This is a genomic window from Sporosarcina sp. P17b (genome assembly GCF_002743115.1).
Lineage (GTDB): Bacteria > Bacillota > Bacilli > Bacillales_A > Planococcaceae > Sporosarcina > Sporosarcina ureae_C.
In genome coordinates this window covers 33,811-57,619 of the sequence record NZ_PDYP01000016.1, presented here as the reverse complement: position 1 = coordinate 57,619, position 23,809 = coordinate 33,811, and the positions used below count along the sequence as shown (strand labels likewise).

The 23,809-nt window shown below is 41.0% G+C and carries 20 protein-coding genes; 8 read left to right on the top strand and 12 right to left on the bottom strand.

The genetic code is table 11. The features are described from left to right. The first annotated feature begins 508 nt into the window (after window positions 1-508). Window positions 509-2,242, top strand: a complete 1,734-nt coding sequence (locus CSV76_RS14435; RefSeq protein WP_099626005.1) for an AAA family ATPase — start codon at window positions 509-511, stop codon at window positions 2,240-2,242. 138 nt (window positions 2,243-2,380) lie between these two features. Here the strand turns inward: CSV76_RS14435 and CSV76_RS14430 are convergent, their stop codons facing one another. Beyond that, window positions 2,381-3,700, bottom strand: a complete 1,320-nt coding sequence (locus CSV76_RS14430; protein ID WP_099626004.1) for a cytochrome P450 — start codon at window positions 3,698-3,700, stop codon at window positions 2,381-2,383. Between the two features lie 95 nt (window positions 3,701-3,795). Here CSV76_RS14430 and CSV76_RS14425 point away from each other — a divergent pair, with 95 nt between their 5' ends. Then, window positions 3,796-3,951 (top strand): DUF1540 domain-containing protein, encoded by a 156-nt coding sequence (locus tag CSV76_RS14425; RefSeq protein WP_085427090.1) that lies wholly within the window; start codon window positions 3,796-3,798, stop codon window positions 3,949-3,951. Between the two features lie 42 nt (window positions 3,952-3,993). Here the strand turns inward: CSV76_RS14425 and CSV76_RS14420 are convergent, their stop codons facing one another. Further along, window positions 3,994-4,884 carry a DMT family transporter gene (locus CSV76_RS14420; protein WP_099626003.1) on the bottom strand — a complete coding sequence of 297 codons (891 nt, stop codon included), beginning with the start codon at window positions 4,882-4,884 and terminating at the stop codon, window positions 3,994-3,996. Between the two features lie 42 nt (window positions 4,885-4,926). Then, complete coding sequence (locus tag CSV76_RS14415; RefSeq protein WP_099626002.1) at window positions 4,927-5,334, bottom strand: PaaI family thioesterase; 408 nt, start codon at window positions 5,332-5,334, stop codon at window positions 4,927-4,929. 383 nt (window positions 5,335-5,717) lie between these two features. Between CSV76_RS14415 and speD the strand changes: the two genes are divergently transcribed. The 6 genes from speD to nspC are packed head-to-tail and all read left to right on the top strand — an operon-like array spanning window position 5,718 to window position 12,071. Further along, complete coding sequence (gene speD, locus CSV76_RS14410) at window positions 5,718-6,542, top strand: adenosylmethionine decarboxylase (protein WP_085427093.1); 825 nt, start codon at window positions 5,718-5,720, stop codon at window positions 6,540-6,542. Next, complete coding sequence (locus CSV76_RS14405; protein WP_369823343.1) at window positions 6,523-8,007, top strand: aminotransferase class I/II-fold pyridoxal phosphate-dependent enzyme; 1,485 nt, start codon at window positions 6,523-6,525, stop codon at window positions 8,005-8,007. Before speD ends, CSV76_RS14405 begins: the two co-directional genes overlap by 20 nt. After that, on the top strand, window positions 8,007-8,858 hold the full coding sequence (gene speE / locus CSV76_RS14400) for a polyamine aminopropyltransferase (protein WP_099626001.1): 852 nt from the start codon (window positions 8,007-8,009) through the stop codon (window positions 8,856-8,858). Before CSV76_RS14405 ends, speE begins: the two co-directional genes overlap by 1 nt. After that, the gene (gene speB / locus CSV76_RS14395; RefSeq protein WP_199170415.1) at window positions 8,848-9,708 is read left to right on the top strand and encodes an agmatinase; all 861 of its coding nucleotides are present in this window, start codon (window positions 8,848-8,850) and stop codon (window positions 9,706-9,708) included. The genes speE and speB overlap by 11 nt, the downstream gene beginning before the upstream one ends. A gap of 16 nt (window positions 9,709-9,724) precedes the next feature. Beyond that, window positions 9,725-10,924 carry a saccharopine dehydrogenase family protein gene (locus CSV76_RS14390; protein ID WP_085427095.1) on the top strand — a complete coding sequence of 400 codons (1,200 nt, stop codon included), beginning with the start codon at window positions 9,725-9,727 and terminating at the stop codon, window positions 10,922-10,924. Window positions 10,925-10,934: 10 nt separating this feature from the next. Then, window positions 10,935-12,071, top strand: coding sequence for a carboxynorspermidine decarboxylase (gene nspC, locus CSV76_RS14385; RefSeq protein ID WP_199173074.1), 1,137 nt, complete (start codon window positions 10,935-10,937; stop codon window positions 12,069-12,071). 97 nt (window positions 12,072-12,168) lie between these two features. Here the strand turns inward: nspC and cax are convergent, their stop codons facing one another. The 9 genes from cax to CSV76_RS14340 all read right to left on the bottom strand — a co-directional run bounded on the left by cax (window position 12,169) and on the right by CSV76_RS14340 (window position 23,758). Next, complete coding sequence (cax, locus tag CSV76_RS14380) at window positions 12,169-13,215, bottom strand: calcium/proton exchanger (protein ID WP_369823345.1); 1,047 nt, start codon at window positions 13,213-13,215, stop codon at window positions 12,169-12,171. Between the two features lie 215 nt (window positions 13,216-13,430). After that, entirely contained in the window at window positions 13,431-14,327 is an 897-nt protein-coding gene (gene nikC, locus CSV76_RS14375) for a nickel transporter permease (protein ID WP_085427097.1), read from the bottom strand. 17 nt (window positions 14,328-14,344) lie between these two features. Next, complete coding sequence (locus tag CSV76_RS14370; protein WP_369823342.1) at window positions 14,345-15,376, bottom strand: ABC transporter permease; 1,032 nt, start codon at window positions 15,374-15,376, stop codon at window positions 14,345-14,347. A gap of 67 nt (window positions 15,377-15,443) precedes the next feature. After that, window positions 15,444-17,078: an ABC transporter substrate-binding protein gene (locus CSV76_RS14365; protein ID WP_099625999.1), complete on the bottom strand. Its 1,635-nt coding sequence runs from the start codon at window positions 17,076-17,078 to the stop codon at window positions 15,444-15,446. Continuing rightward, window positions 17,075-18,094 carry an ABC transporter ATP-binding protein gene (locus CSV76_RS14360; protein ID WP_099625998.1) on the bottom strand — a complete coding sequence of 340 codons (1,020 nt, stop codon included), beginning with the start codon at window positions 18,092-18,094 and terminating at the stop codon, window positions 17,075-17,077. Before CSV76_RS14360 ends, CSV76_RS14365 begins: the two co-directional genes overlap by 4 nt. After that, a complete protein-coding gene (locus CSV76_RS14355; protein ID WP_099626006.1) occupies window positions 18,069-19,094 on the bottom strand; it encodes an ABC transporter ATP-binding protein in 1,026 nt (341 codons plus the stop codon). The genes CSV76_RS14360 and CSV76_RS14355 overlap by 26 nt, the downstream gene beginning before the upstream one ends. Window positions 19,095-19,310: 216 nt before the next feature. Then, window positions 19,311-21,236, bottom strand: a complete 1,926-nt coding sequence (locus tag CSV76_RS14350; RefSeq protein WP_099625997.1) for an alkaline phosphatase family protein — start codon at window positions 21,234-21,236, stop codon at window positions 19,311-19,313. A 143-nt stretch (window positions 21,237-21,379) separates the two neighbouring features. After that, window positions 21,380-22,177 (bottom strand): alpha/beta hydrolase, encoded by a 798-nt coding sequence (locus tag CSV76_RS14345; RefSeq protein ID WP_099625996.1) that lies wholly within the window; start codon window positions 22,175-22,177, stop codon window positions 21,380-21,382. Window positions 22,178-22,411: 234 nt separating this feature from the next. After that, window positions 22,412-23,758: a sodium-dependent transporter gene (locus CSV76_RS14340; RefSeq protein ID WP_099625995.1), complete on the bottom strand. Its 1,347-nt coding sequence runs from the start codon at window positions 23,756-23,758 to the stop codon at window positions 22,412-22,414. Window positions 23,759-23,809 lie beyond the last annotated feature (51 nt).

Sequence of the window (23,809 nt, the reverse complement as noted above, 5' to 3'; positions counted from 1 at the left end):
GCGCGAGTCCAAAGCATGACCCTCACTACTTTCAATGAACAAGCCAATCTCGAGCAACGACCTAATCTATCTCCTAATGACTTAGCTAAGACAGAAGAATCGTACCACCCAGTCACTGGTTTTATCTACTATAAACCACAATCTAACTTGTCAACCCCTCAGTAGCGCAGGCACAACTGAGGGGTAGGCCGTGGCCAGGAGACAGCTAGCAGCTCCACCGCTAGTTGGCTCATGGCTGGAGGCAATCCCCCACGTGCCTGCGCGGCTCCAAAGCATGACCCTCACTACTTTCAACGACAAAGCCTAACTCGAGCCACGATCCAATCCACACCTCCAATGCCTAAGCCCACTTCGAGCAAAGTTCCCTCCACCTAGGTCCATCGCCTATTTCTTAGGCACTTTCTATCATTGCCTTGAATTTGTAACTATTTATTCAGTTTATACACTATCCAAAACTACTATTTCTGAGTATAATTTAGGTAATTCATAGAAGGAGCTGGAGCTGACCTTGAAGCCTATTTCGAAATTAGCATCTAAAATTTTAGTCATAGTCCTCTTTATCACGGCGATCGCTGCAGGAGTCACTTGGAACTACTTACAACCAACTGGAGGAAAAGAGATAACCTTTGCCCAGATGGAAAAATTAATAGCAGAACAATCAGGTGGTAGTGTTTTATTGAATGAAAAGGCAGACGGGAAATTATCTGTTACTGTGGATAACACTACTTACAGCACAATAGTCCGTCCGCAAAGTACACTAGTAGACGACTTAGTACAAAAATATAATGTGTCTTATCAATACAAAGCAGCAAGTTCAGCTAGTGGCTGGATTTTCGGAGGGCTAGTATTAGCTGCCCTACTAACACTGTTTATCCTTCACAAAAAAGGGAAACTCAATATTGGTGCATCGGGTATGAAGCATCAAGCCTCAAAAGCTACTCCTCTTCCGGATATTACAATGAATGACATTGGCGGAATCCCTGAAGAAATGAAAGAGGAAATTCTCCAGATATTAGAAGTATTTAAAAATCCAGGAGTTGCGAAAGATATGGGCATTGCATTGCCTCAAGGGATTTTACTGTACGGACCTCCTGGAACAGGTAAAACATTACTGGCCCAAGCTATCGCAAATGAAATAGGCGCACTTTTCTATTCTTCAAGTGGTGCAGCTTTCACCGAACTATTTGTCGGAGTCGGCGCTTCACGTGTACGTACACTTTTTCAAAATGCCCGTAAACAAGGTCCTGCCGTTATCTTTATAGATGAAGTAGATGCGTTGGCTGGTAAACGAAAAGAGCACGGCGGTGAAGAATCTGAGAAGACATTGACGGAATTACTCGTTCAACTCGACGGCGGTAATGATAACGATGGGATCTTATTCATTGCGGCGACAAACAGAAAAGATATGTTGGATGATGCATTTTTGCGTCCTGGACGTATTGACTTCACATTTAACGTTCAACTACCAGATACTAAAGGACGTCGTGAAATTATCGACATTCATACTAACGGCAAAGGGTTAGCTGCAAATGTAGCCGCCTCTCTCGACACCTTAGCGGAAAGCACATCCGGCTTCTCTGGGGCAGAAATCAGTGGCTTGTTTGAAACAGCTAGTCGCCGTGCTATGAGAGAAGGACGTAAACTCATTGAAAAGCATGATTTAGATTTTGCAATTGACCGGACAATACTTGGAAATACAGCTCGTACGTTAAACGATCAGGAAACGAAACGTCGGGTAGCCATTCACGAGTCGGGGCACGCTATAATAGCCGCTATCACTAAGCCGGGTTCTGTGAGAAAAGCAACCATCATTCCACGAGGGCAAGCTTTAGGCTATGTAGCCCCTATTCAGAAGGAACTGCATCTATCGACAGCTAGTGAATTGCTTGATCAAGTTAGTATGATATTAGCGGGCGGTATTGCAGAACGTCTCTATTTAGGTGAACACAGCATTGGTGTGGGTGGCGACGTCGAACAAGCCAAAGAAATTCTTGAGCGTATGGTGAATACCGGACTGTTCCAAGAAGGTTTTTCATTGATTTTCAATAAAGCGGAAAAAGAAGAAAAAATGCAGATGTTATTTAATCAGGCTGCAAAAAAAACCGAAACCCTTATTAAAGAAAATGCATATCAATTTGAGGAACTGGTCAACGCGCTTTATAAAGAAGAAACACTTGAAGGTGACGAAGTACAGCGTATCGTTGAGTTGCCAACTCCAAAAGAAGCAGTAGTATTTATATAAAAAATCGAAAAAGAGAGGCCCTGAAAGTCATAACGGGGCCTCTCTTTTTTGTATGAGATCAAAGAATAGCTTTACAGATTAGAGTAATGACTTCTTCGACAGCTCTGTTTTTTTGTCCACTATGTGAGCACGGCAGGATCAATAACGACGTTTCTCCACTTCCATTGGCCACCCATTCTTAATTCGCAAAGAAATCAAAGGTTCTGGAACGGGTCCATGGTGTCGAATATTGCGGAACGAGAAATTCTTATAAAGTACTTTCAAAATCAGTGTCGCTTCAAGCATCGCGAATCTCGAACCGATACAACTACGTGAACCGCCACCGAATGGGAAATAGCTAAATGGCGAATACTTGTTACCTACCGCAAAACGATCAGGATCAAACATCTCAGGATTCGGGAATATTTTTTCATTACGGTGAACTGCATACGGACAGATCATAAAAGTGCTTCCTTTTTTAAAAGCCCTACCAAACATCTCAACAGGTTCGTCCAGTTCACGATAAATCAGCCAAGCGGGAGGATAAAGACGCAAGCCCTCTTCAATAATTTGTTGTGTATACGGTAATTCCCGCATCCAATTGAACGGATTCCCTGTAAGTTTAGCTGTGGTCAGCTCTTCCATTAAACGTTTTTCCACTATTGGATGTCCTGCTATTTCTGCAATAATCCAACCTAATAAATTAGCCGTCGTCTCATGCCCAGCTAGTAACATCGTCATCATCTGATCGCGTACTTCCTTATCAGATAAACTATTTCCATCCTCGTCTGTTACCGCCATCATCATGCCGAGCAAGGAATCTTTGAACCACTCAGGATGCTCTTTTGCAGCAGCTAACACATCGTCAATCATAGCTTCAAGTGTTTGAATCGCTTCTTTATGCTTCAAATTCGAAGTAGTCGGAACAGAAGCAGGAATCATCACAGGACTAAATAAGATTTTGACACTTTGTTCTATCGTTGTCGTAACTGCATCCGCGAGCTTCTTCTCTTCTGCTGAAACATCTGTCGAAAACATTGTACGTGTAATGATCGATAGCGTCAGACGCATCATGACAGTATGTATATCGACTTCTTGTTCATCCTCTAAACGTTCAACTACCTTTTCTGTTTCGTCGATGATTGCATAAGCATAGCGTTCCATTACATCTTTATAAAATGCAGGTTGAATATATTTTTTCTGCGTTGCATGACGCTCACTTTCCGTAGTCAGCAAACCTTCCCCCACTGTTCGTTGCAATACTGTCGTTGTTCTTCCTTTAATAAATGACTGATCTTGGCGTACTAAAATTTCACGAATAGCTTCTGGGCTGTTAACAACAAAAGTCGGAGAAATTCCTGTCTTCAATGAAATCACATCACCGAGCGGTTGAACACGTGTAAAGAATCTGATTGGATCACGCACGAATTCCAAGTAATTTTGTAAACGTGGTGTCGCAATATCTTGTACAGTAACCATAAACTCTCCTCCAAAGTTAACATAATGTACTACTTCCCCATCTCCTGTATGTACGCAGTGTTTCTGGATATGCTAAGAAAAAGGAGGTGGATCAATTGGCAAAAGACGTATTATGTGAAGTAACGAACTGTCATTTTTGGGAATCAGGTAATCAATGTGGTGCAGATGAAATCAAAGTGGTCTCGCGAAAAGGTAGAAAAGCGAAAGATATTGCCGAAACAGATTGCGGTACGTTCATTCCAAAAGGATGATCCACCAAGTAGCAGCCTCGCTTTTTATGCTTGGCTGCTTTTTCATTGTAAAACTGGACGTCTACGCATCGCTTCCCAGTTAACTGCAATAACACTTAGAACTGCAATCAACCCACCCAATGTAGATAATCCACTGGGTAGTTCTTGAAGCCATATCCAGGCAATGATAATGGCAACGACTGGTTCTATATAGAGTAAACTTGAAACCGCGCCCGCATCTGCAATCGACAGTGCAGTAGCCCAAGTCACATAAGCGATTGTTGCAGGAATGACTCCCATATAGATCGTTGATAATGTAGCTTCCAATGTAGCCCCTTGGATTTCATTGAAAAGACCGGGTGTGAAATAAAGAAACGGCAATGTACCTGCCCATGTGAAGTAAGCTGTCAATTCGACAGGCGTGTACTGTTTAAATAAAGGTTTTTGGAAGACGAAAAATATAGACGTGGAAATAACAGCTACTATTATAAACCATGCGCCTACTGAAACTTCTAGTGCAGCTTCTGAACTCCCTATCGTAATCAACGCGACACCCGACAAACCGATTGCCATACCGATCCAGCCTAACCGACTGATTTTTTCACTTAAGAAAATCACCGCGATAATGGAAGTGAAAATCGGTACTGTTGCGATGAACAGACCGGCAGTACCGGCCGATACGGTTTGCTCTCCGTATGTTAGACCAAAGTGATAAATACTAATTCCTGCAAAGCCGAGCAACATAATCTTCCATATATCTTGTTTTGCGGGTATACGAATTTTCGTTCCTGGCCATAGTGCATATAAAATAAATACTAGTGAAGCAACTAAAAACCGTGTCAACACCAAGTGTCCAGGAGAATAACCGCCTAGCAAGCTCACACGTATGGCCGCGAAACTTGAGCCCCATGCAATAACTGTAAACAAACCTAAGTAGAATGCTTTCTTATTCATATATGAACCTACCCTGTGGAGAAATCACACAGCAAACATAACTCATTTCAACTTGAACGTAGCAGTACAATGAGCTACTAATTCATCTTTCTCATTGAATAACGTTCCTTCAACCAAAGCAGTTGAACGTGTCCTGTTGATCACAGCTGCTTTTGAATGCACCGCTTCTTGAACGACTGGTTTTAGAAATTGTGTTGTCATCTGAATGGTCATGACATCATTTGCACCCATCGAGCGGCAAAGCATTCCCATAGTCGTGTCAAGAATGGACATGTACATCCCACCATGAATAGTTCCGCGTACATTGTCATACTGTTGACTATAAGGTAAATATAATTCCACATGTCCTGCTTCTAATTTTTGCGTTTGCAGACCTGCAAATTTCCAAAAAGGACTTGTCTCGAAATCTTGTCGAACTTGTTCCAAGTATTCCACTGTCGTATCGTTCATTTCATTACCTCCAAAAATGTAGTCTTTGTTCTTTATACCATATCGTAAAGACGAACTATCGACAATTCAAATCATTCTTCCTAACGATTTAAAGCAAATGTTTTTTTATTCTTTTCAATAAAAAGTATATATTTTTTATTCTTTTTCCTTTATAATGAAATCAATTTCATAAGTTTTTTAATTTAGGAAGAGTACCTGTGAGCATTATGCCAACCCAATCACCTGTTATGTAATGGAAGAGAGATCCCTCTTTTCTTATATCAACAAGCGAAACAGAGTAAAGGTCCCTCTCCAATCTGTCATGTTTGTATTATTTCATGTGGATTGGAGAGGGACTTTTTTATATGAAAATGGTTTTTAAATATTTTATATAGAAAGGACGGATGTTTCGGTTGGAAAATAAGCTGAAGCTCTACGGCTTTAACAACCTCACCAAAACTCTTAGCTTCAACATTTACGATGTAAGCTATGCAAAAAGTAGAAGAGAGCAAAGTGAGTATATCGCCTATATAGATGAGCAATACAATTCAGAACGTTTAACGAAAATTCTCTACGATGTCACCGAAATGATTGGTGCACATGTTTTGAATGTCAGTAAACAAGATTACGATCCTCAAGGCGCAAGTGTAACGTTAATGATTTCAGAGGAAAAATTCCCTGCATCACAAATTGATCCTTCTTGTAATCAAGGCGCGATCCCCATCTTGCCAGATAAGGATTCCGTCGTCAGTCATTTAGATAAAAGTCACGTAACGGTTCATACGTATCCCGAGTATCATCCGGATAACTCTATTGCGACGTTTCGTGTAGATATAGATGTGTCAACGTGCGGAGAGATTTCTCCTTTGAATGCGCTTGACTACCTAATCGGAAGCTTTGACTCGGATATCATTACCGCTGATTATCGCGTGCGTGGATTTACACGTTCAGTCGACGGTAAGAAGTTATTTATGGATCATGCTATGACTTCCATTCAGGATTTTATTGATCAAAAGACGTTGGATAAATATGACGCAATCGACATCAATGTGTATCAAGCAAATATTTTCCACACGAAGCTACTCATTAAAGAAATCGATTTGCAGGATTACCTATTTAACAAAGATGTTTCAGAATTACCGCCAAAAGAACGCCTTCAAATCTCTCATAACTTGCGCAAAGAGATGATTGAAATCTATAGCGGCTCGAATGTCTATGAAAATGAGTGAGGAGAGACCATTGAAATTATCACAACATCGCGTTCCAATTATGGAAGCATTGCAGCAATATCAAGAAGCACGTGTCGTTCCTTTTGATGTTCCCGGTCACAAACACGGTCGAGGCAATAAGGAACTTGCCGATTTCCTCGGGGAGACTTGCTTACATCATGACGTGAATTCCATGAAACCTCTTGATAATTTATGTCACCCCGTTTCTGTCATACGTGAAGCAGAAGAACTGGCGGCAGACGCTTTTGGCGCGAAGCATGCCTTCTTGCTTGTGAATGGGACAACCTCTGCTGTCCAAGCAATGGTTATGACTGCTTGTAAAGCTGGAGAAAAAATCATTATGCCACGAAATGTCCATCGTAGTGCAATTAATGCCTTGATTTTAAGTGGCGCTATTCCTATCTATGTAAATCCTGGAGTGCAAGAAGAACTTGGCATTCCACTTGGCATGGCCGTAGATGAAGTAAAAAAAGCAATTGTGGATCATCCGGATGCTAAAGCGATTCTCATTAATAATCCTACCTATTATGGGATCTGCTCCAATCTGCAAGTTATTACCGATTTGGCACACGCACATGGGATGCTTGTATTAGTAGATGAAGCCCATGGAACGCACTTTTATTTCAACGATAAACTGCCAGCTTCCGCCATGTCTGTCGGCGCGGATATGGCCTCTATCAGCATGCATAAGTCTGGTGGGTCATTGACACAAAGCTCATTTCTATTGATAAATAATGAAGTAAGTGAAGGCTATACGCGACAGATCATTAACCTCACGCAAACAACGAGTGGATCATACCTCTTGATGTCATCACTGGATATTTCACGTAAAAACCTTGCGCTACACGGTCAAGAAATCTTCGGTAAGGTGATCGAAATGGCGCAGTATACGCGTGATGAAGTCAATAAAATCGGCGGCTACTATGCTTATTCCAAAGAGTTGATAAACGGCGATACCATTTATGACTTCGATGAATCTAAACTATCTATCCATACGAGACAAATAGGTCTGGCTGGCATTGAAGTGTATGATATCTTGCGTGACGAATACGATATTCAAATTGAGTTCGGAGATGTAGCGAATATCCTAGCTTATATTTCTGTCGGTGATCGGACACTTGATCTGGAACGATTGGTTGCGGCTTTAGCAGAAATCAATCGACGCTATAAGAAAGATCCAAGTTCATTATTCGATCATGAATATATCACTCCAGACATCGTCCAGTCGCCACAGCGTGCCTTTTATGCAGAGAAAGAATTGCTTTCATTAACTGAATCTTCAGGTCGCGTAGCAAGTGAATTCGTCATGTGCTATCCCCCAGGCATTCCAATTTTGGCACCTGGGGAACGCATCACTGATGAAATCATCGACTATATAGACTACTGCAAGGATAAAGGTTGTTTCCTGACAGGTACCGAGGATTCTAAAGTTGATTATATTAATGTAGTGAAGGAGGACGTCTGATGAATTTATGGTTTACCGAAGATCACTCACCACACATTCGTTTTTCCTTTCGCGTAGAAGAACATCTTTATACTGCGACAAGTGAATTTCAGAAAATTGATGTCTTCCAGACGACTGAGTTCGGTAGAATTTTAACACTTGATGGATATGTCATGGTGACGGAGAAAGACGAATTCATTTATCACGATATGATTGTTCATGTCCCAATGGCTACAAATCCTACAATCGAAAAAGTGTTAGTTATCGGTGCTGGTGATGGGGGTACCGTGCGGGAACTGACGCGCTATCCGACAATCAAACAAATTGATATGGTCGAAATAGATGAGCAAGTTGTACAAGTATGCCAGAAGTTTTTACCGCAAACCGCAGCACAACTTACGGATCCACGCGTTACACTGTATTTTGAAGACGGATTAAAATTCGTCCGCCAGCAAGAGAATGCGTACGATCTGATCATTGTTGATTCCACCGATCCATTCGGTCCCGGAGAAGGTCTTTTCACGAAGGAGTTTTATGGCAATTGCTATAAAGCACTAAACGAACAAGGTATTCTTGTGAATCAACATGAAAGTCCTTTCTATGCGGAAGACGCGCGCGGTATGCAACGTGCACATAAAAGCATTACAGGGTTCTTCCCCGTTTCAAAAGTCTATCAAGCACATATTCCCACGTATCCGTCTGGACATTGGTTATTCGGATTTGCTTCAAAGAAATACGATCCAATAGAAGACTTGGATGCAGATGCTTGGAATACAATTGGTTTACAAACAAAGTATTATAATCCCAAACTACATGTCGGCTCATTCGCCTTGCCGAACTATGTAAAGGAGTTACTGATTCATGCTGAATAAAAACATAGAAACATTTTTAGGTTTCGAAGGAGACTATGAAGATTCTTCATTCGTAATTTTCGGTGCTCCTTTTGATTCCACTACTTCTTTTCGTCCCGGGACGCGCTTTGCCAGTAAAGTGATGCGTAGTGAGTCTTTCGGTCTCGAAACGTATAGCCCCTATCAAGACGCAGATCTAACAGATTATGCATTGTTTGACGGAGGCGATCTAGAACTGAGTTTCGGGAATACGGAACGTGCACTGGAGCAAATTGAAGAATTCACTTCACTTGTTCTACATGACGGAAAAACGCCTTGCATGATCGGCGGCGAACATTTAGTTACTTTGGGTGCCGTACGTGCTGCAGCGAAAATGTATCCTGATCTGCATGTCATCCAATTCGATGCACACACTGACTTGCGCGACGATTATTTGGATCAACGCCTGTCTCACGCAACGGTTATTCGTAGAATCTGGGACTTGCTTGGAGACGATAAGATCTTCCAATATGGTATTCGTTCCGGAGACCGTCCTGAATTCGAGTGGGCAGCTAAGCAGCATGTGTTCATGAATAAATTCAATTTCGATGGCCTCGAAGACACAGTGAAGAAACTACAAGGTAAACCCGTCTATTTGACGATTGACTTGGACGTACTGGATCCTTCCGTGTTTCCCGGAACCGGTACACCCGAAGCTGGCGGCGTAAGTTTTGTTGAACTGCTAAAAGCTATTTTAACAGTCAGCGGTTTGAATATCGTTGCTTGTGATATTAATGAATTGTCCCCTGTTTACGATCAAAGCGGCGCCTCAACTGCCGTGGCTTGTAAAGTGTTACGTGAATTAACGATTGCTATAAATAAAAATAACTAATTTGGTGGTGTCTTTAATGGGAAGAGCATTAATTATTGGAGCAGGCGGCGTAGCAAGTGTCGTCGTGCATAAGTGTTGTCAAGTACCAGATGTATTTGAAGAAATCTGTATTGCAAGCCGTACAAAGTCAAAATGTGATGCATTGAAAGAAAAGCTCGATGGTGGACGTACGAAAATTCAAACTGCACAAGTAGATGCAGATAATGTGCCTGAACTTGTTGCATTAATCAATGAATTCAAACCTGATATCGTCATCAACGTCGCACTACCTTATCAGGACTTGACGATCATGGATGCATGTCTTGAAACAAAAGTCGACTATCTAGATACAGCAAATTACGAGCCGCTTGATACAGCCAAGTTCGAATATAAATGGCAGTGGGCTTATAAAGAGAAGTTTGAAAAAGCAGGTATTACAGCACTGCTTGGTAGTGGTTTCGACCCTGGCGTAACTGGCGTATTCTCTGCTTACGCACTGAAGCATTATTTCGATGAAATCCATACAATCGATATCGTTGATGCAAACGCTGGTGATCACGGATATCCATTCGCAACTAACTTCAATCCAGAAATCAATATTCGTGAAATCACTGCAAACGGGCGTTACTACGAAAAGGGCGAGTTCATCGAAACAAAGCCTCTTGAAGTAAAACGCGTCTATGACTTACCTGAAATCGGTCCGAAAGACGTTTACTTGTTATACCATGAGGAACTGGAATCTTTGGCGAAAAACATTACAGGTGTCGAGAAAATCCGTTTCTGGATGACTTTCTCTGAAAAGTATTTGACGCATTTACGTGTATTGGAAAACGTTGGAATGACATCTATCGAACCTATTGAATTTAACGGTCAGCAAATAGTTCCACTTCAATTCCTAAAAGCTATATTACCGGATCCTGCTTCTCTTGGTCCGCGCACGAAAGGTAAAACGAACATCGGCTGTATTTATCAAGGTATAAAAGACGGCGAGCCGAAAACTTATTACGTCTACAATATTTGCGATCACCAGGAATGCTATCGAGAAGTAGGATCACAAGCAATTTCCTATACAACAGGTGTTCCAGCAATGATTGGTGCCATGATGATGTTAACAGGTAAATGGAAAAAGCCAGGTGTCTTCAATATTGAAGAATTCGACCCAGATCCATTCATGGAAGCATTGAATGAATATGGTTTGCCGTGGCATGAAGATTTCAATCCAACTCTGATTGACTGAGGTGAATATTATGAACTTTGATGTACATGCTGTCCCTTCGCCTAGTTATGTTGTGGAGGAAAAATTGCTTATCTCTAACTTAGAAAAGATGAAATCCATTATCGATCAAACAGGATGCAAGATCTTACTTGCACAAAAAGGATTTTCGATGTTTAACGTCTATCCTTTACTGGGGCAGTATTTGCATGGGGTGACTTCAAGTGGTTTGTTTGAAGCACGTCTCGGTTATGAAGAAATGGGGAAAGAAGTGCACACGTATGCCCCTGCCTTCCAAGAAGACGAATTTGATGAAATCCTTAGCTATTCCGATCATTTAGTATTTAATTCATTTGCGCAGTGGAAGAAGTTTAAGGATCGTGTTCAGAAGCACGACAAATCGATTGCATGTGGTATCCGAATCAATCCTGAGTACTCGGAAATTGAAGTCGACATGTATAACCCATGCTTCGATTACTCACGATTCGGTGTTACTTTAGAAAACTTTGAACCTGACGAACTTGATGGTATTAGTGGCCTACACTTCCATACGATGTGTGAACAAAACTCAGATACATTATGGCGGACAATCCAAATTATCGATGAAGAATTTGGTCCTTATTTAGAGAAGATGAAATGGATCAATTTCGGTGGCGGTCACCACATAACACGTGCTGATTATGACATTGACGCATTAATCCGTAGCATTCGTTTCATGCAGGACAAGTATGGTCTTGAAGTGTACTTGGAGCCAGGCGAAGCCGTTGCTCTCAACACAGGTTTCCTCGTTGCCACAGTACTTGACACGATGCATAATGGCATGGATATTGCTATTCTTGATACATCGGCTTCTTGCCATATGCCAGATGTTCTGGAGATGCCTTACCGTCCTGAAATTGTCGGAGCAAGTACGCCAAATGAAAAAGCCCATACCTATCGATTAGGTGGGCCAACTTGTCTTGCGGGTGATGTGATTGGTGATTATTCTTTCGATCAGCCGTTGAAGCCGGGTGACCGACTTGTATTTTGTGATATGGCGCATTATTCCATGGTGAAGAACAATACGTTCAATGGCGTTAACCTGCCATCGATTGTTCTTCATACTGCTGATAATGAATTCAATATTGTGAAGCAATTTGGTTATGAGGATTTCAAGCAGCGATTGTCGTAAATAAAAGTCATTGAGGAAGGAGAAGTTAACGTTTTCTGCGTTTTATGCGCATTAACGGTATCTTCTCCTTCTTCTTTCATGACTTCTATTTCTTGCTTTACAGTAAAAAGAATCCAATACCCATGATTAGATAAGCTGAGAACAGCACAAGCCCTTCAAACCAGTTCGACTCGCCATCCTGACATATATTGACGACTAGCAAGGTGGCGGTAATCATGGCGATCAACTCTGGCCAAGTGAATACGAGCGGCATTGCAGTTGGCATCATCAAGGAAATCAGTACAAGAACCGGCGCTACAAACATCGCCACTTGCAATGTAGAACCAATAGCAATTTCAACTGAAATATCCATTTTATTCTTCATCGCCATCGTGATCGCCGATGAATGCTCTGCCGCGTTTCCAACGATAGCAACAATGATGACACCGATAAATAGCTCCGTCCAGCCAAACTTCTCACCTAACGTCCCAAACGTATGCACTAGCTTCTCTGAAACAAATGCGACCGCTACTGTCGAAATCATCAATACTAATATAGCTTTCTTTTTCGTCCACTCCGGAACTTCATCTGTTTCGTGATCTTCAGAACCGTAAACACCACGGTGAGTAAATAATTTAAATACTAGACCAGCTAAATAAATCAGAATAAGTATGATTGAAATACCAATACTCAGATTTAGTTCAGTTTTCGTATCCATCGTCATCGAGAATACTTCCGGAATTACGAATGCAACAACAATTGCAAATACTAGTAGTGCAGAGTTGAACCGCGCATCATAAATACTGAAATTCTGTCTTTTATGTTTCAGACCGCCCGCGAAAAACGATAGTCCGAGAACCAATAATAAGTTTCCTAAAACAGAACCTGTCAAGGATGCCAGTACGATTGCAATCAATCCGGCTTTTAACGTAAATATAGAAATGATAAGTTCAACGGCGTTACCGAATGTCGCATTTAACAAACCACCAATTCGTGGACCACTAACAATTGCCAAGCTTTCTGTAGCTCTTCCTATGAATGCAGCCAGAGCAACAATACTATAACAACATAGCGCAAACATCCATAAATCGGACCAATTCAAAAAAGACGCTAAAAATACTAAAGGTACACCAGTGAACGCCATTACAGTAAATACTTTATTCAGTGTCTCCACCTCGTTTCAAAATCATTTTGTTATCATCTTTCCCTTTAATTAGCGTAAATAAACTGGATAAAAAATGGCTGATCATCGGAATGAAGATCAACCAAATAACCCGTACATAAATTACCGCTTATTCGTATTCAAAAGAGATGGAGCAGAGTCTGTAAATAGGACTCTCCTCCATCATGTTCTAGATTATATCAGTCAAAAAATATAGCTTAACTTTTCATTTTGGGATCCAATGCATCACGTAAACCGTCACCCATCAAGTTAAATCCTAAAACTGTGAGCATTATGGCAACTCCGGGGAAAATCATTGTCCAAGGAGCATTTTGCAGATAATCCTTAGAGTCAGCTAACATCTTCCCCCACTCTGGATAAGGGGCTTCCGCTCCTAGTCCTAGAAATCCAAGTGCTGCCGCTTCTAAAATAGCTGTAGCAACCGCCAATGTACCTTGAACGATAACAGGTGCCATTGAGTTAGGTAAAATATGTGAAAATAAGATCCTGAAATCTTTCATTCCAATTGCTTTTGCTGCTGTAATATACTCATCTTCTTTAATACTCAATACTTTGGACCGTATCAATCGTCCAAAGTTCGGTACGTTAATGATCGCAATTGCAATTAACGCGTTACGTAAACTTGGTCCTAGTACGGATACAATCGCAATTGCCAATAAAATAGAAGGGAATGCGAGCATAATATCGAATATCCTCGAAATAATGGTATCAATCCAGCGACCATAATAACCCGCGATAATTCCTAGGAAACTACCTACTACAATCGAACCTACTACCGAGAAAAATCCAACAGTTAGAGAAATTCGTGCACCGTGAATAATACGTGAGAAAATATCACGGCCGAAATCATCCGTACCGAACCAGTATTCTGACGAAGGAGGTTGCAGTCGATCTGTCATTAATTGTTCGTTGATGCCTTCTTTCGTGACAAGGGGTCCGAAGAGTGCGAGCAGTATAAAGAATATGACAATGACTGCGCCCACAACCGCCACTTTACTTTTACGAAAACCTACCCAAGCTTCCCGCCAAGGTCCTGTTGTTTTTTCTAATTCTGCTTCTACTACTCCATCTACCTTAGGCGTAAATTCTGACATGAACTGTTCCTCCTTCCTCAATCATACTTAATCCTCGGATCGATCAGTCCATACAATAGGTCGACGATGAGATTGATCATGACAAAGATAAATGCAACGATGAGTATGCCTGATTGAATAACAGGATAATCTCTAAAGTTGATTGCGTCATAGATATAGCGTCCGATTCCAGGCCAAGCGAAGATTGTTTCCGTCAGAATAGCTCCACCGAGCAATAAACCTATCTGCAAACCAATAACTGTCAACACAGGAATGATCGCATTTTTCAACGCGTGCTTATATACTACCCAGAACATTTTCTGACCTTTTGCTCGCGCTGTACGAATATAGTCCGAACGCATAACTTCCAACATGCTCGAACGTGTCATTCGGGCGATAATCGCCATTGGAATGGTTGCGAGCGCTAGTCCAGGTAAGATCAAATGTTTAATAACTTCCCATAATTGATCAAACCTGCCCTGGATGAGCGTATCAATTATGTATAAATTGGTTATGGCGGATATAGGGTCCCGGACATTTTCACGTCCAGTTGTTGGCAACCATTGTAATTCGATCGCAAATGCCCACTGTCCCATTAACCCTAACCAGAAGATCGGCATGGATACTCCAACTAGCGCTAGTACCATTGCTGAATAATCAAACCATGAGTTTTGGAACCAAGCAGAAATAATACCCGCGTTAATTCCTACAACGACCGCGATAATCATCGCAAATAATGCTAACTCTAATGTAGCTGCTAAATAAGGCCAAATTTCATCCGCCACAGGAAGGCGCGTACGCATGGATTCTCCTAAATCACCTTTAAAAATACCACCTAAATAACTGAAGTATTGTGTATACCATGGTTGATCAAGACCTAGCTTGATCGTCAAAGCTTCTACCGCTTCTTTAGTCGCTTGTTGTCCTAATATTACTTGTGCTGGATTACCAGGTATTGCACGAATCAACATAAAAACTAAAAATGTCATACCAAGCAGGACAGGAATCAGCTGTAAAAGCCTCTTAATCGTATAGTTGAACAACTCTTTCACCCCTCCGGCTCTTATCATTTATTAATCAAAGAAAGGGAGAATGCTAGCTTCTCCCTCTTCTTGAATCATACAATTTACTTGTAACTTATTTGAATTCTACGTTTGACAACAAATCAGAACCCGTAGGATGTGGAACGAAACCAGTAAGTTCCTTCTTACCGCCTAACAAAGGAATGGAGTGTGCAAGTGGTACCCAAGGCGCTTCTTCATGAAGAATTTCTTGAGCTTGCTTATACAACTCGATACGCTTGTCCTCATCTACTTCTGTTTGTGCTTCAATGAATAGCTTATGTGTTTCGTCGTTCTTGAAGTACGTGTAGTTATTGCTTCCGATATTATCTTCATCTAACAATACATATAGGAAGTTGTCCGCGTCACCGTTATCGCCAGTCCAACCTAGCATGAATGCATCTGCTTCTCCCTTGCTTGCTTTATCAAGGTAAGTTGCCCACTCATACGAAACGATTTTCGCTTTAATACCTACGTCAGCCAAGTTGCTTTGGATCGCTTCCGCTACTTTCTTGCCGTCCGGCATATATGGACGTGGAACCGGCATAGCCCATAGCTCCATTTCAAATCCATCTTCAAGACCTGCTTCTTTCAATAGTTCTTTTGCTTTTTCAGGATCATATGCATAATCTTCTACATCATCGTTATAACCTGAAATAGATGACGGCATAGCATTTTTCGCTACCTCTGCGCGTCCTTCAAAGAATGAATCAACGATTGATTGTTTATCGATAGCATAGTTCATTGCTTGACGAACTTCTTTTTTATCAAATGGCTCACGCGTTACTGTTAATCCAAGGTATCCTACGTTCATGGAAGGACGCTCGAACAACTGCAATGTATCATTGTCTTCAATCTTTAACCCATCAGCAGGATTGATTCCATCTGCCAAATCAATTTCACCAGATAGTAATGCGTTCAGGCGAGCAGAGTTATCCGGAATTGCTTGGAAAATGATGCGATCCAATTTCGGTAATCCTTCTTGCCAATATTCTTCGTTCTTTTCAATTGTAATTGTCTCATTTGGCTTCCACTCGACAAACTTGAATGGACCTGTTCCTACTGGATTACGCTCATACTCATCATTGCCCTTTTCGAAAGCTTCTGGACTAGAGATAGCGAACATACTCATCGCAAGGTTTTTCAAGAATGGTGCTTGCGGGCGCTTCAAAGTAATAATCACTGTGGATTCTCCATCTGCTTTAACAGATTCAATTACGTGATCTTCATCGTCTTTAAACCCACCGAACATAGAGTTATAGTATGGGAATGTATCTGAATCTCCATTAGCCCAACGCTCAAAGTTCTTCACAACAGCTTCTGCATTAAAGTCTGTGCCATCATGAAACTTTACGCCTTCTTCTAATTGGAATGTATACGTTAATCCATCTTCACTTGTATCATATTCTTTTGCAAGACCGGGTTGAACCGTTGTATCTTGCTCCCCAAAATTTAATAACGTTTCGAATAAATTCACTGTAACTTTAAAAGTTTCCCCTTCTGTTACACGGGATGGGTCAAGAGATGTTGAATCTCCACCTCGTCCAAATACTAACGTCTTGTTTTCACTGCCGCCTTTATCTGCAGTGTCTTTGTCTTTGTCTTTGTCCCCACTACCTTCTTTGTCATCACCGCCTGAACAAGCTGCCAGTGCAGTCGATAAGACAAGAAGCATGATCAACGCAAACGACCACAATTTCCCTTTTCTCATACAGATCCCTCCAATTGTTTTTTTCTTTCTATATCATCGTTACCTTCATCCGTATACAGATGGCAAGCAACAGAATGACCAGTATTCTCCTCTGCTAACACAGGGGTTACTTTCGTACACACATCCATTTTGAACGGACAGCGAGTGTGAAATGCACAACCACTTGGAGGATTCGCCGGGCTAGGCATGTCCCCTTCAATAATGATTTGCTCCTTTTTGTAATTTGGATCTGGTACAGGAACCGCAGACAACAAAGCTTGTGTGTAGGGATGGAGTGGGTTTGCATAGAGCTCTTCACTTTTCGTAATCTCTACGATTTTCCCTAAGTACATAACTGCTACACGATCACTAATGTGACGTACAACACCGAGATCATGTGCAATAAAGATATACGTTAAGTTAAATTCTTTTTGTAAGTCTTGCATTAAGTTCAGAACTTGCGCCTGAATCGATACGTCAAGCGCAGATACCGGCTCATCTGCAATAATCAATTTAGGATTGGTCATTAATGCTCGAGCAATTCCGATACGCTGACGTTGCCCTCCACTAAATTGATGAGGGTAGCGCTTAGCATGATATTCACTTAAACCAACAATCTTTAAGAACTCCACAACCTTTTTACGACGTTCTTTTGCATTGTGACCTCCATGGACAATCAATGGCTCTTCCAAAATTTTTCCGATTGTATGCCGTGGATTCAATGAAGCGTAAGGATCTTGAAAGACCATTTGGATATCTCTACGAATCTTACGTACTTCATTAGCAGGTAGTTTGACTAGATCTCTGCCCTGAAATTCCACTATTCCCTCTGTAGGTTCAAGTAACTGCATAATCGTTCGACCAGTCGTCGATTTACCGCAACCACTTTCCCCTACAATTCCAAGCGTCTCGCCTTCATTGACATAAAAGGAAATATCATCAATCGCCTTGACGTGACCAACTGTTTTACCAATTAATCCTTTACGAATGGGAAAGTACTTTTTTAACCCTTCAACTTTTAGCAGCGGTTTGCTCATTTGCACTCGTCACTCCTTCTTGCTCGTCATATAAGAAGCATCTAGTTTGATGATTTTCGGAGTTTCGGAACAATTCCGGCGTTTCTACCCAGCATCTAGAGAAAGCGCTTTCACATCTTGCTGCAAATCTACAACCCATCTCGATGGATCCTGGTTTTGGCACATTGCCTGGAATGGAATAAAGACGGTCTTTTTTATCCCGCATATCTGGAACAGATTGAATCAATCCGCGAGTATATGGGTGACAAGGATTTTCAAAAATCACATGTGTTGGTGCTTCCTCAATAACTTGCCCTGCATACATAACTACGACGCGTTCACACGTCTCAGCCACTACCCCCAAATCATGCGTAATAAGTAGGATCGCTGTATTCATGCGTTCATTTAGATCCCGCATCAATTTTAGAATTTGTGCTTGGATGGTTACATCAAGTGCTGTTGTAGGTTCATCTGCAATAAGAACTTTTGGATCACACACAAGTGCCATAGCAATCATGACACGCTGTCGCATACCACCTGATAGCTGATGAGGATATTCTTTCATAATTTCTTCAGAGCGAGGCAATCCGACTAATTTTAACATTTCAACTGCCCGTTCCTTGATTTGCTTTTTTGACCACTTTTTCTGATGAAGAGAAATTGCTTCAGACATCTGATTACCTATTGTGAAAAGAGGGTTTAGTGAAGTCATAGGCTCCTGAAAAATCATCGCGACATCGTTTCCGCGAATCCCTCTCATTTCCTTCTCCGATTTTTTTAGGAGGTCCTGACCTTCAAATAAGATTTCTCCTCCAGTGATTTTCCCCGGTGGACTTGGCACCAACTGCATGATAGATAAAGAGGTTACACTCTTCCCACAGCCAGATTCCCCAACAATCCCCAAGACCTCTCCTTCTCTCACATAAAAGTCCACATGATCTACTGCTGGAATTTCTCCCGAATCCGTGAAAAAGGTCGTTTGCAAATCTTTAACTTCAAGTAATTTCTTTCTTTCGTTCATTTGCTCACCTATTTCCTTTTTCTGAAATAACTCATTAATCATTATTATACTTTTATTCTGATTAAACGCAAGAAACTTTTTTTATAAAATAATATATTAAGAGAATGTAGTAATAAAAAAAGAAGTACGTTAGGAAAGTTGATACCTACGCACTTCTTAAAAAAATTCAGTTTTTCTAATGCTATGCTTACTCTTTTAACAGCATAATTATTTCCCTCACCAAATGGCTTGACCGTCTACAAATTCTGGCGCTTCTAAATCTAGAAGTTTGTATAGACTTGGTGCAATATCAGTCATCGTTATTCTTTCACTAATTTCCCCACTGGTAATCTTAGGACCTGTTGCAAATAGAATAGGACGTAATGGCATACGCTCAGGATTACCACCATGACTCCCCAATTCTTGGGTTGGTTCGATAGCAATTTCCGCCTCTTTTCCCATCAAGTATCCTGGAACAGCAGACAGGAATACATCGCCACTATTATCATTATTAAATGTTACATACTCTTCTTGTTCTTCTGTCCAAACTGCTTCATACGGCGAAATTTCGATATTTTTTTGTTTAGATAAGACTGAAGGTACCGGGTAAGTATAGGCTAAGTCAGCCTTACCAGTGAGCCAACGCAAAATAGGATGAGCCACTTTTTCAGGATCTTGTGAAAGGGCAGAAAAAACGATCTTATCGGTAAAGACTGATACAATTTCATTCTTTACTCGTTCGTAGTCCTCTTCTTTTACAATTCCTTTTTTCTCTCTGCCTTTTAGATTTACATACACATGCGCAATCGTTCCACTCGCTTCCGCATACGCTTTCGTCTTAGATGTATCCACATTTCCTTTTTCATCTTTTACAAGCAGTCCGGCTTTCTCAAGCTCTTTATTCGGTGAAAGCCTCGTATGGATTGGCTCTAAGCCATGATCCGAAACAATCAACAAGTGATCGTCAGGGTCCAGATTATTTTTGATTCGCCCAATCGCTCGGTCCGCTTCCCCAAATGCCCAGCTAACATATTTCTCTTTCTCCAACACATTCGATAATTCATATTCTGGTTGGGCAGGTTCTCTCAATAAAAAGTTATGCAGCTCAGTATCTACGACTGGATAATAATAAAATAATAAGTCTGGTTGATAGTGATCTTTAATATATAAGCTGACATCCGTCACCCATTTTGCGAAACGTTCGCCTACTTGCTCATACTCTTCTCTTGTAATATCTCCTTTTTTGAAGGCATCTATCTCATCAGCCGAGGGATAAAATCCAAATTCAGATTCAATCTCGTTAGTGAATTGGTCTGGCCCTTTGTATAGCCCTCCCATTACGGTACCCTGAAATAACTGTAGCTTCTCTTTATCTTCAGGATCCCCTTTTAGTTTTATATAAAATCCTGCACTATCGAAGTCTGGTAGGTCTAGCACGACACCGATCCAGTCATTTGCTGATACTTTTTCTCCTATTTGTTTAGGATCCAGTGAAATATAGAGTTCCGGTTTTTCCTCGTCTGTTCGCAACACGTATAATTGTTGGGATGGTGAGTTTTTTATGTCTAATGTAATCACCGCTTCTTCCACTTCTGTTGTCGTGGTTGCAGTTAATTGTTTAACACGTTGATCTTCTATAGATGAAAATTTTAAATTATGAAGTTTCGAATCCGCTAAGGTCCCGCCTGAATATACAGCGTACGTAGCAGAAGAAGCATTTTCAGGATTCGAATCGGGGAAAGAGACCGTCGCTGTTACTTTCCCTTGATTTCTCGCTTCTTTCCATATAGGTGTAACGCCTAACGTTTGTGCAAATCCGCTTTGATCATCTTTTACTGTTTCACCTGACGAGTGGAACTGATTACTCACAATACCCGTCTTGGATGGTGCTGCACCACTTGCCATTGTGGCATGTGATGGCGCGGTTAGTGATGGTGTAACTGTTATGAAATCCGTCGCATAAGCAGCCTCGTTTTGAAATCCCTCTAAATTCACCATGATTCCTTTATCTATGTATCTCTGTGCGTCTTGATAACCCAACCCATCAAATGACACAACACTAATTGTACCGGTTGATTGTGCTGCTTGAACAGACGAAGAGGTAGTAGTACTAGTCATGCTACAAACAATCAAAATTATAATAACAGTCAGTGGCTTAAACATATTGCATCCCTCGCTTTGTATAACTATTCCCTACCTTAAATCATGGTAAACTTGCTAACTATAATATGTTCTAAAAGTCATTTTGTTTTCATTAAAAATACCTCCGCAATTCTCTTGAGCGGGAGGTATTTATCAATTTATAGTTACAATGCAAACTCTTTTACTGAATTTCTTTCAAGCCACGTCAAGCTTTTATCAAACAATTCATTTTCAAAAGAATAGCTTGAAAATGTATGATCAGCCTGTTCAATATATTGTTCTATTACACGCTCTCCGTTCAAGCGCTTATTGAGTGAGTTGACGTATCGTCTCGTATGTTCTCTTGATATTTGTTCATCTTCTTTTGCATGAACAATATGCACAGGTCCCATAAATGAACGAATCGCTTCGATAGGTTGATGTCTTTTCAAATCTTTAAGGAAATTTTGGCTGATCATAAATCCGTGATAGTCATGACTGCCTTGCCTTGAAATTTCATGAACTGCTTTCGGTCCAAGAATTCCCGTTATATCTTCGTATGGTGTACCTACCGGTGACCAGAGAATCAGTTGTTTAATCCGTGAATCACTCGCTGCCGTCAGCGACGCAACTGCCCCTCCCATACTGTGCCCTACTAATGAAATTTGTTGTTTATCTATACCGCGAATCGAACTTAAATAATCTACGACATCCTGTACTTCTTTTAATTGATTGGTCAATGTTACATCTGCATAATCTCCGTCACTTTCGCCACACCCGCTAAAGTCAAAGCGGAATACCCCATATCCACGCTCAATGAAATAACGGGCGGCTTTAACAAATAGACGATGTTCCCCTACTTTACTACCTACAAACCCATGGATAAATATAAGCAACGGTATAGCTTCTTCTCTATATTCAGGCAGATGCAACGCACCCGACAAATTGTTTTCCCCAGAACGAATCGTGATGTTCTTTTGCATTTCTTCCACACTCCAGTCAAAATATATTATTCCAACATGTTTAATAGGTATTATACAATTAAGGTACCTTCAAGTCAAATCAATCCATTGGAAACTCTCATTCTTACACAGAAAAAGACTCCCTAGTAGGAAGCCTCGATAGTATATTAAAATGAGTAATTAGTGAGTGGATGGGGATTTCCGTTTTAGAGCAAACACATCTGCCTAAAACGCAGATCAACAGTGCACATTCACTTACTTCACAATCCCAAGCGTATTCAAGAACACCACAATAATCGTCAACGGCACTATCCACTTCATCAAAAAGTGCCAGAGCGGATAAAAACCTTTAGACTGCGTATGGTACTGTGTAAACTCATCACGAACCAACAACTGGTCCATCTTGCGAACAATAAATAACGCAATCAATAAACAACCTGCCGGAAGTAAAATATTACTGACCAAATAATCTGTCGCATCAAAAATACTCTTATCAAATATCAGGAAACCTGACAATGTACTGGACGATAAGGCAGAAGGAATAGCTGCGATGAATACAACTGCACCTATCAACCATGTCACAGATTTACGCGACCGCTTGCCACTCGCCGTCATCGCCGCCACAATAATCTCATACAAACTAAATGATGACGTCAATGTAGCAAAGAGGAATAAAATTAAAAACAATGCTAAAAATACTTGACCGAGCGGTAACTGAGAGAACACTGCTGGCAACACCATAAACAATAATTCAGGTCCTGCAGCTGGTTCTTGACCAAATGCAAATACTGCTGGAAAAATGGCCAGACCCGCAAGCAAAGAAACAAATAAATTCATGCCAACAACAGAAGTTGCAGATGAAGTCAGGCTAACGTCTTTTTTCAAATAGGAACTATACGTTACCATACAGGAAAATCCTACTGCCAATGAGAAGAAGGACTGTCCAAGTGCATACAATACAGAATCTCTAGTAATACCGGAGAAGTCAGGCTTCAGGAAGAAAGAAACACCTTCCATTGCACCTGGCAACGTCAACGATCGAATAACTAAAATAATAAAAAATACAAATAATAAAGGCATCATATACTTGTTCGCTTTTTCAATACCGTTTTGTACGCCTGAAGATACGACCAATACATTAATAATCGTAAAGAGAAGCAATCCAATCAAAGTCGTTAGTGGTGAACCGACGATCGAGCCAAATTGTTCTGAGTAGGAAGCACCTTCACTAATAATTTTACCACCAATAGATAATCCGCTATACACGAACACCCAGCCACCGACTACACTATAAAAGGATAATAAAAGAAAACATCCTGCCACACCGAGCTTACCTATCCAGGACCACGCACCAGTCGGCGCTAGTTTTTTATACGCACTAATTGCTTCTTTACCCGAACCGCGTCCAATAATGAATTCAGAGATCAACATAGGTAAACCGATCAAAATTGTAAACACGACGAATAACAGGAAGAATGCTCCGCCACCACTCATACCTGTAACATAGGGGAACTTCCAAATTGCCCCTAGGCCAATTGCTGCACCTGCTGAAGACATAATAAACCCAAGCTTAGAAGACCATTGTTCTTTTCGTTGTTCCATATTCTCCCCCATTTCCTTTACTTCTGCATATAACAGTTATACTGTACTGCA

Excerpts from the sequence above, each read along its gene's own strand:
- CSV76_RS14420 (WP_099626003.1), bottom strand. The coding sequence starts at position 4,884 with ATGAATAAGAAAGCATTCTACTTAGGTTTGTTTACAGTTATTGCATGG.
- CSV76_RS14360 (WP_099625998.1), bottom strand. The coding sequence starts at position 18,094 with ATGAGCAAACCGCTGCTAAAAGTTGAAGGGTTAAAAAAGTACTTTCCC.
- CSV76_RS14355 (WP_099626006.1), bottom strand. The coding sequence starts at position 19,094 with ATGAACGAAAGAAAGAAATTACTTGAAGTTAAAGATTTGCAAACGACC.
- speD (WP_085427093.1), top strand. The coding sequence starts at position 5,718 with ATGTTTCGGTTGGAAAATAAGCTGAAGCTCTACGGCTTTAACAACCTC.
- speB (WP_199170415.1), top strand. The coding sequence starts at position 8,848 with ATGCTGAATAAAAACATAGAAACATTTTTAGGTTTCGAAGGAGACTAT.
- CSV76_RS14430 (WP_099626004.1), bottom strand. The coding sequence starts at position 3,700 with ATGGTTACTGTACAAGATATTGCGACACCACGTTTACAAAATTACTTG.
- CSV76_RS14365 (WP_099625999.1), bottom strand. The coding sequence starts at position 17,078 with ATGAGAAAAGGGAAATTGTGGTCGTTTGCGTTGATCATGCTTCTTGTC.
- nikC (WP_085427097.1), bottom strand. The coding sequence starts at position 14,327 with ATGTCAGAATTTACGCCTAAGGTAGATGGAGTAGTAGAAGCAGAATTA.
- CSV76_RS14350 (WP_099625997.1), bottom strand. The coding sequence starts at position 21,236 with ATGTTTAAGCCACTGACTGTTATTATAATTTTGATTGTTTGTAGCATG.
- CSV76_RS14345 (WP_099625996.1), bottom strand. The coding sequence starts at position 22,177 with ATGCAAAAGAACATCACGATTCGTTCTGGGGAAAACAATTTGTCGGGT.
- CSV76_RS14415 (WP_099626002.1), bottom strand. The coding sequence starts at position 5,334 with ATGAACGATACGACAGTGGAATACTTGGAACAAGTTCGACAAGATTTC.
- CSV76_RS14340 (WP_099625995.1), bottom strand. The coding sequence starts at position 23,758 with ATGGAACAACGAAAAGAACAATGGTCTTCTAAGCTTGGGTTTATTATG.
- nspC (WP_199173074.1), top strand. The coding sequence starts at position 10,935 with ATGAACTTTGATGTACATGCTGTCCCTTCGCCTAGTTATGTTGTGGAG.
- speE (WP_099626001.1), top strand. The coding sequence starts at position 8,007 with ATGAATTTATGGTTTACCGAAGATCACTCACCACACATTCGTTTTTCC.
- CSV76_RS14370 (WP_369823342.1), bottom strand. The coding sequence starts at position 15,376 with ATGATAAGAGCCGGAGGGGTGAAAGAGTTGTTCAACTATACGATTAAG.
- CSV76_RS14390 (WP_085427095.1), top strand. The coding sequence starts at position 9,725 with ATGGGAAGAGCATTAATTATTGGAGCAGGCGGCGTAGCAAGTGTCGTC.
- CSV76_RS14405 (WP_369823343.1), top strand. The coding sequence starts at position 6,523 with ATGTCTATGAAAATGAGTGAGGAGAGACCATTGAAATTATCACAACAT.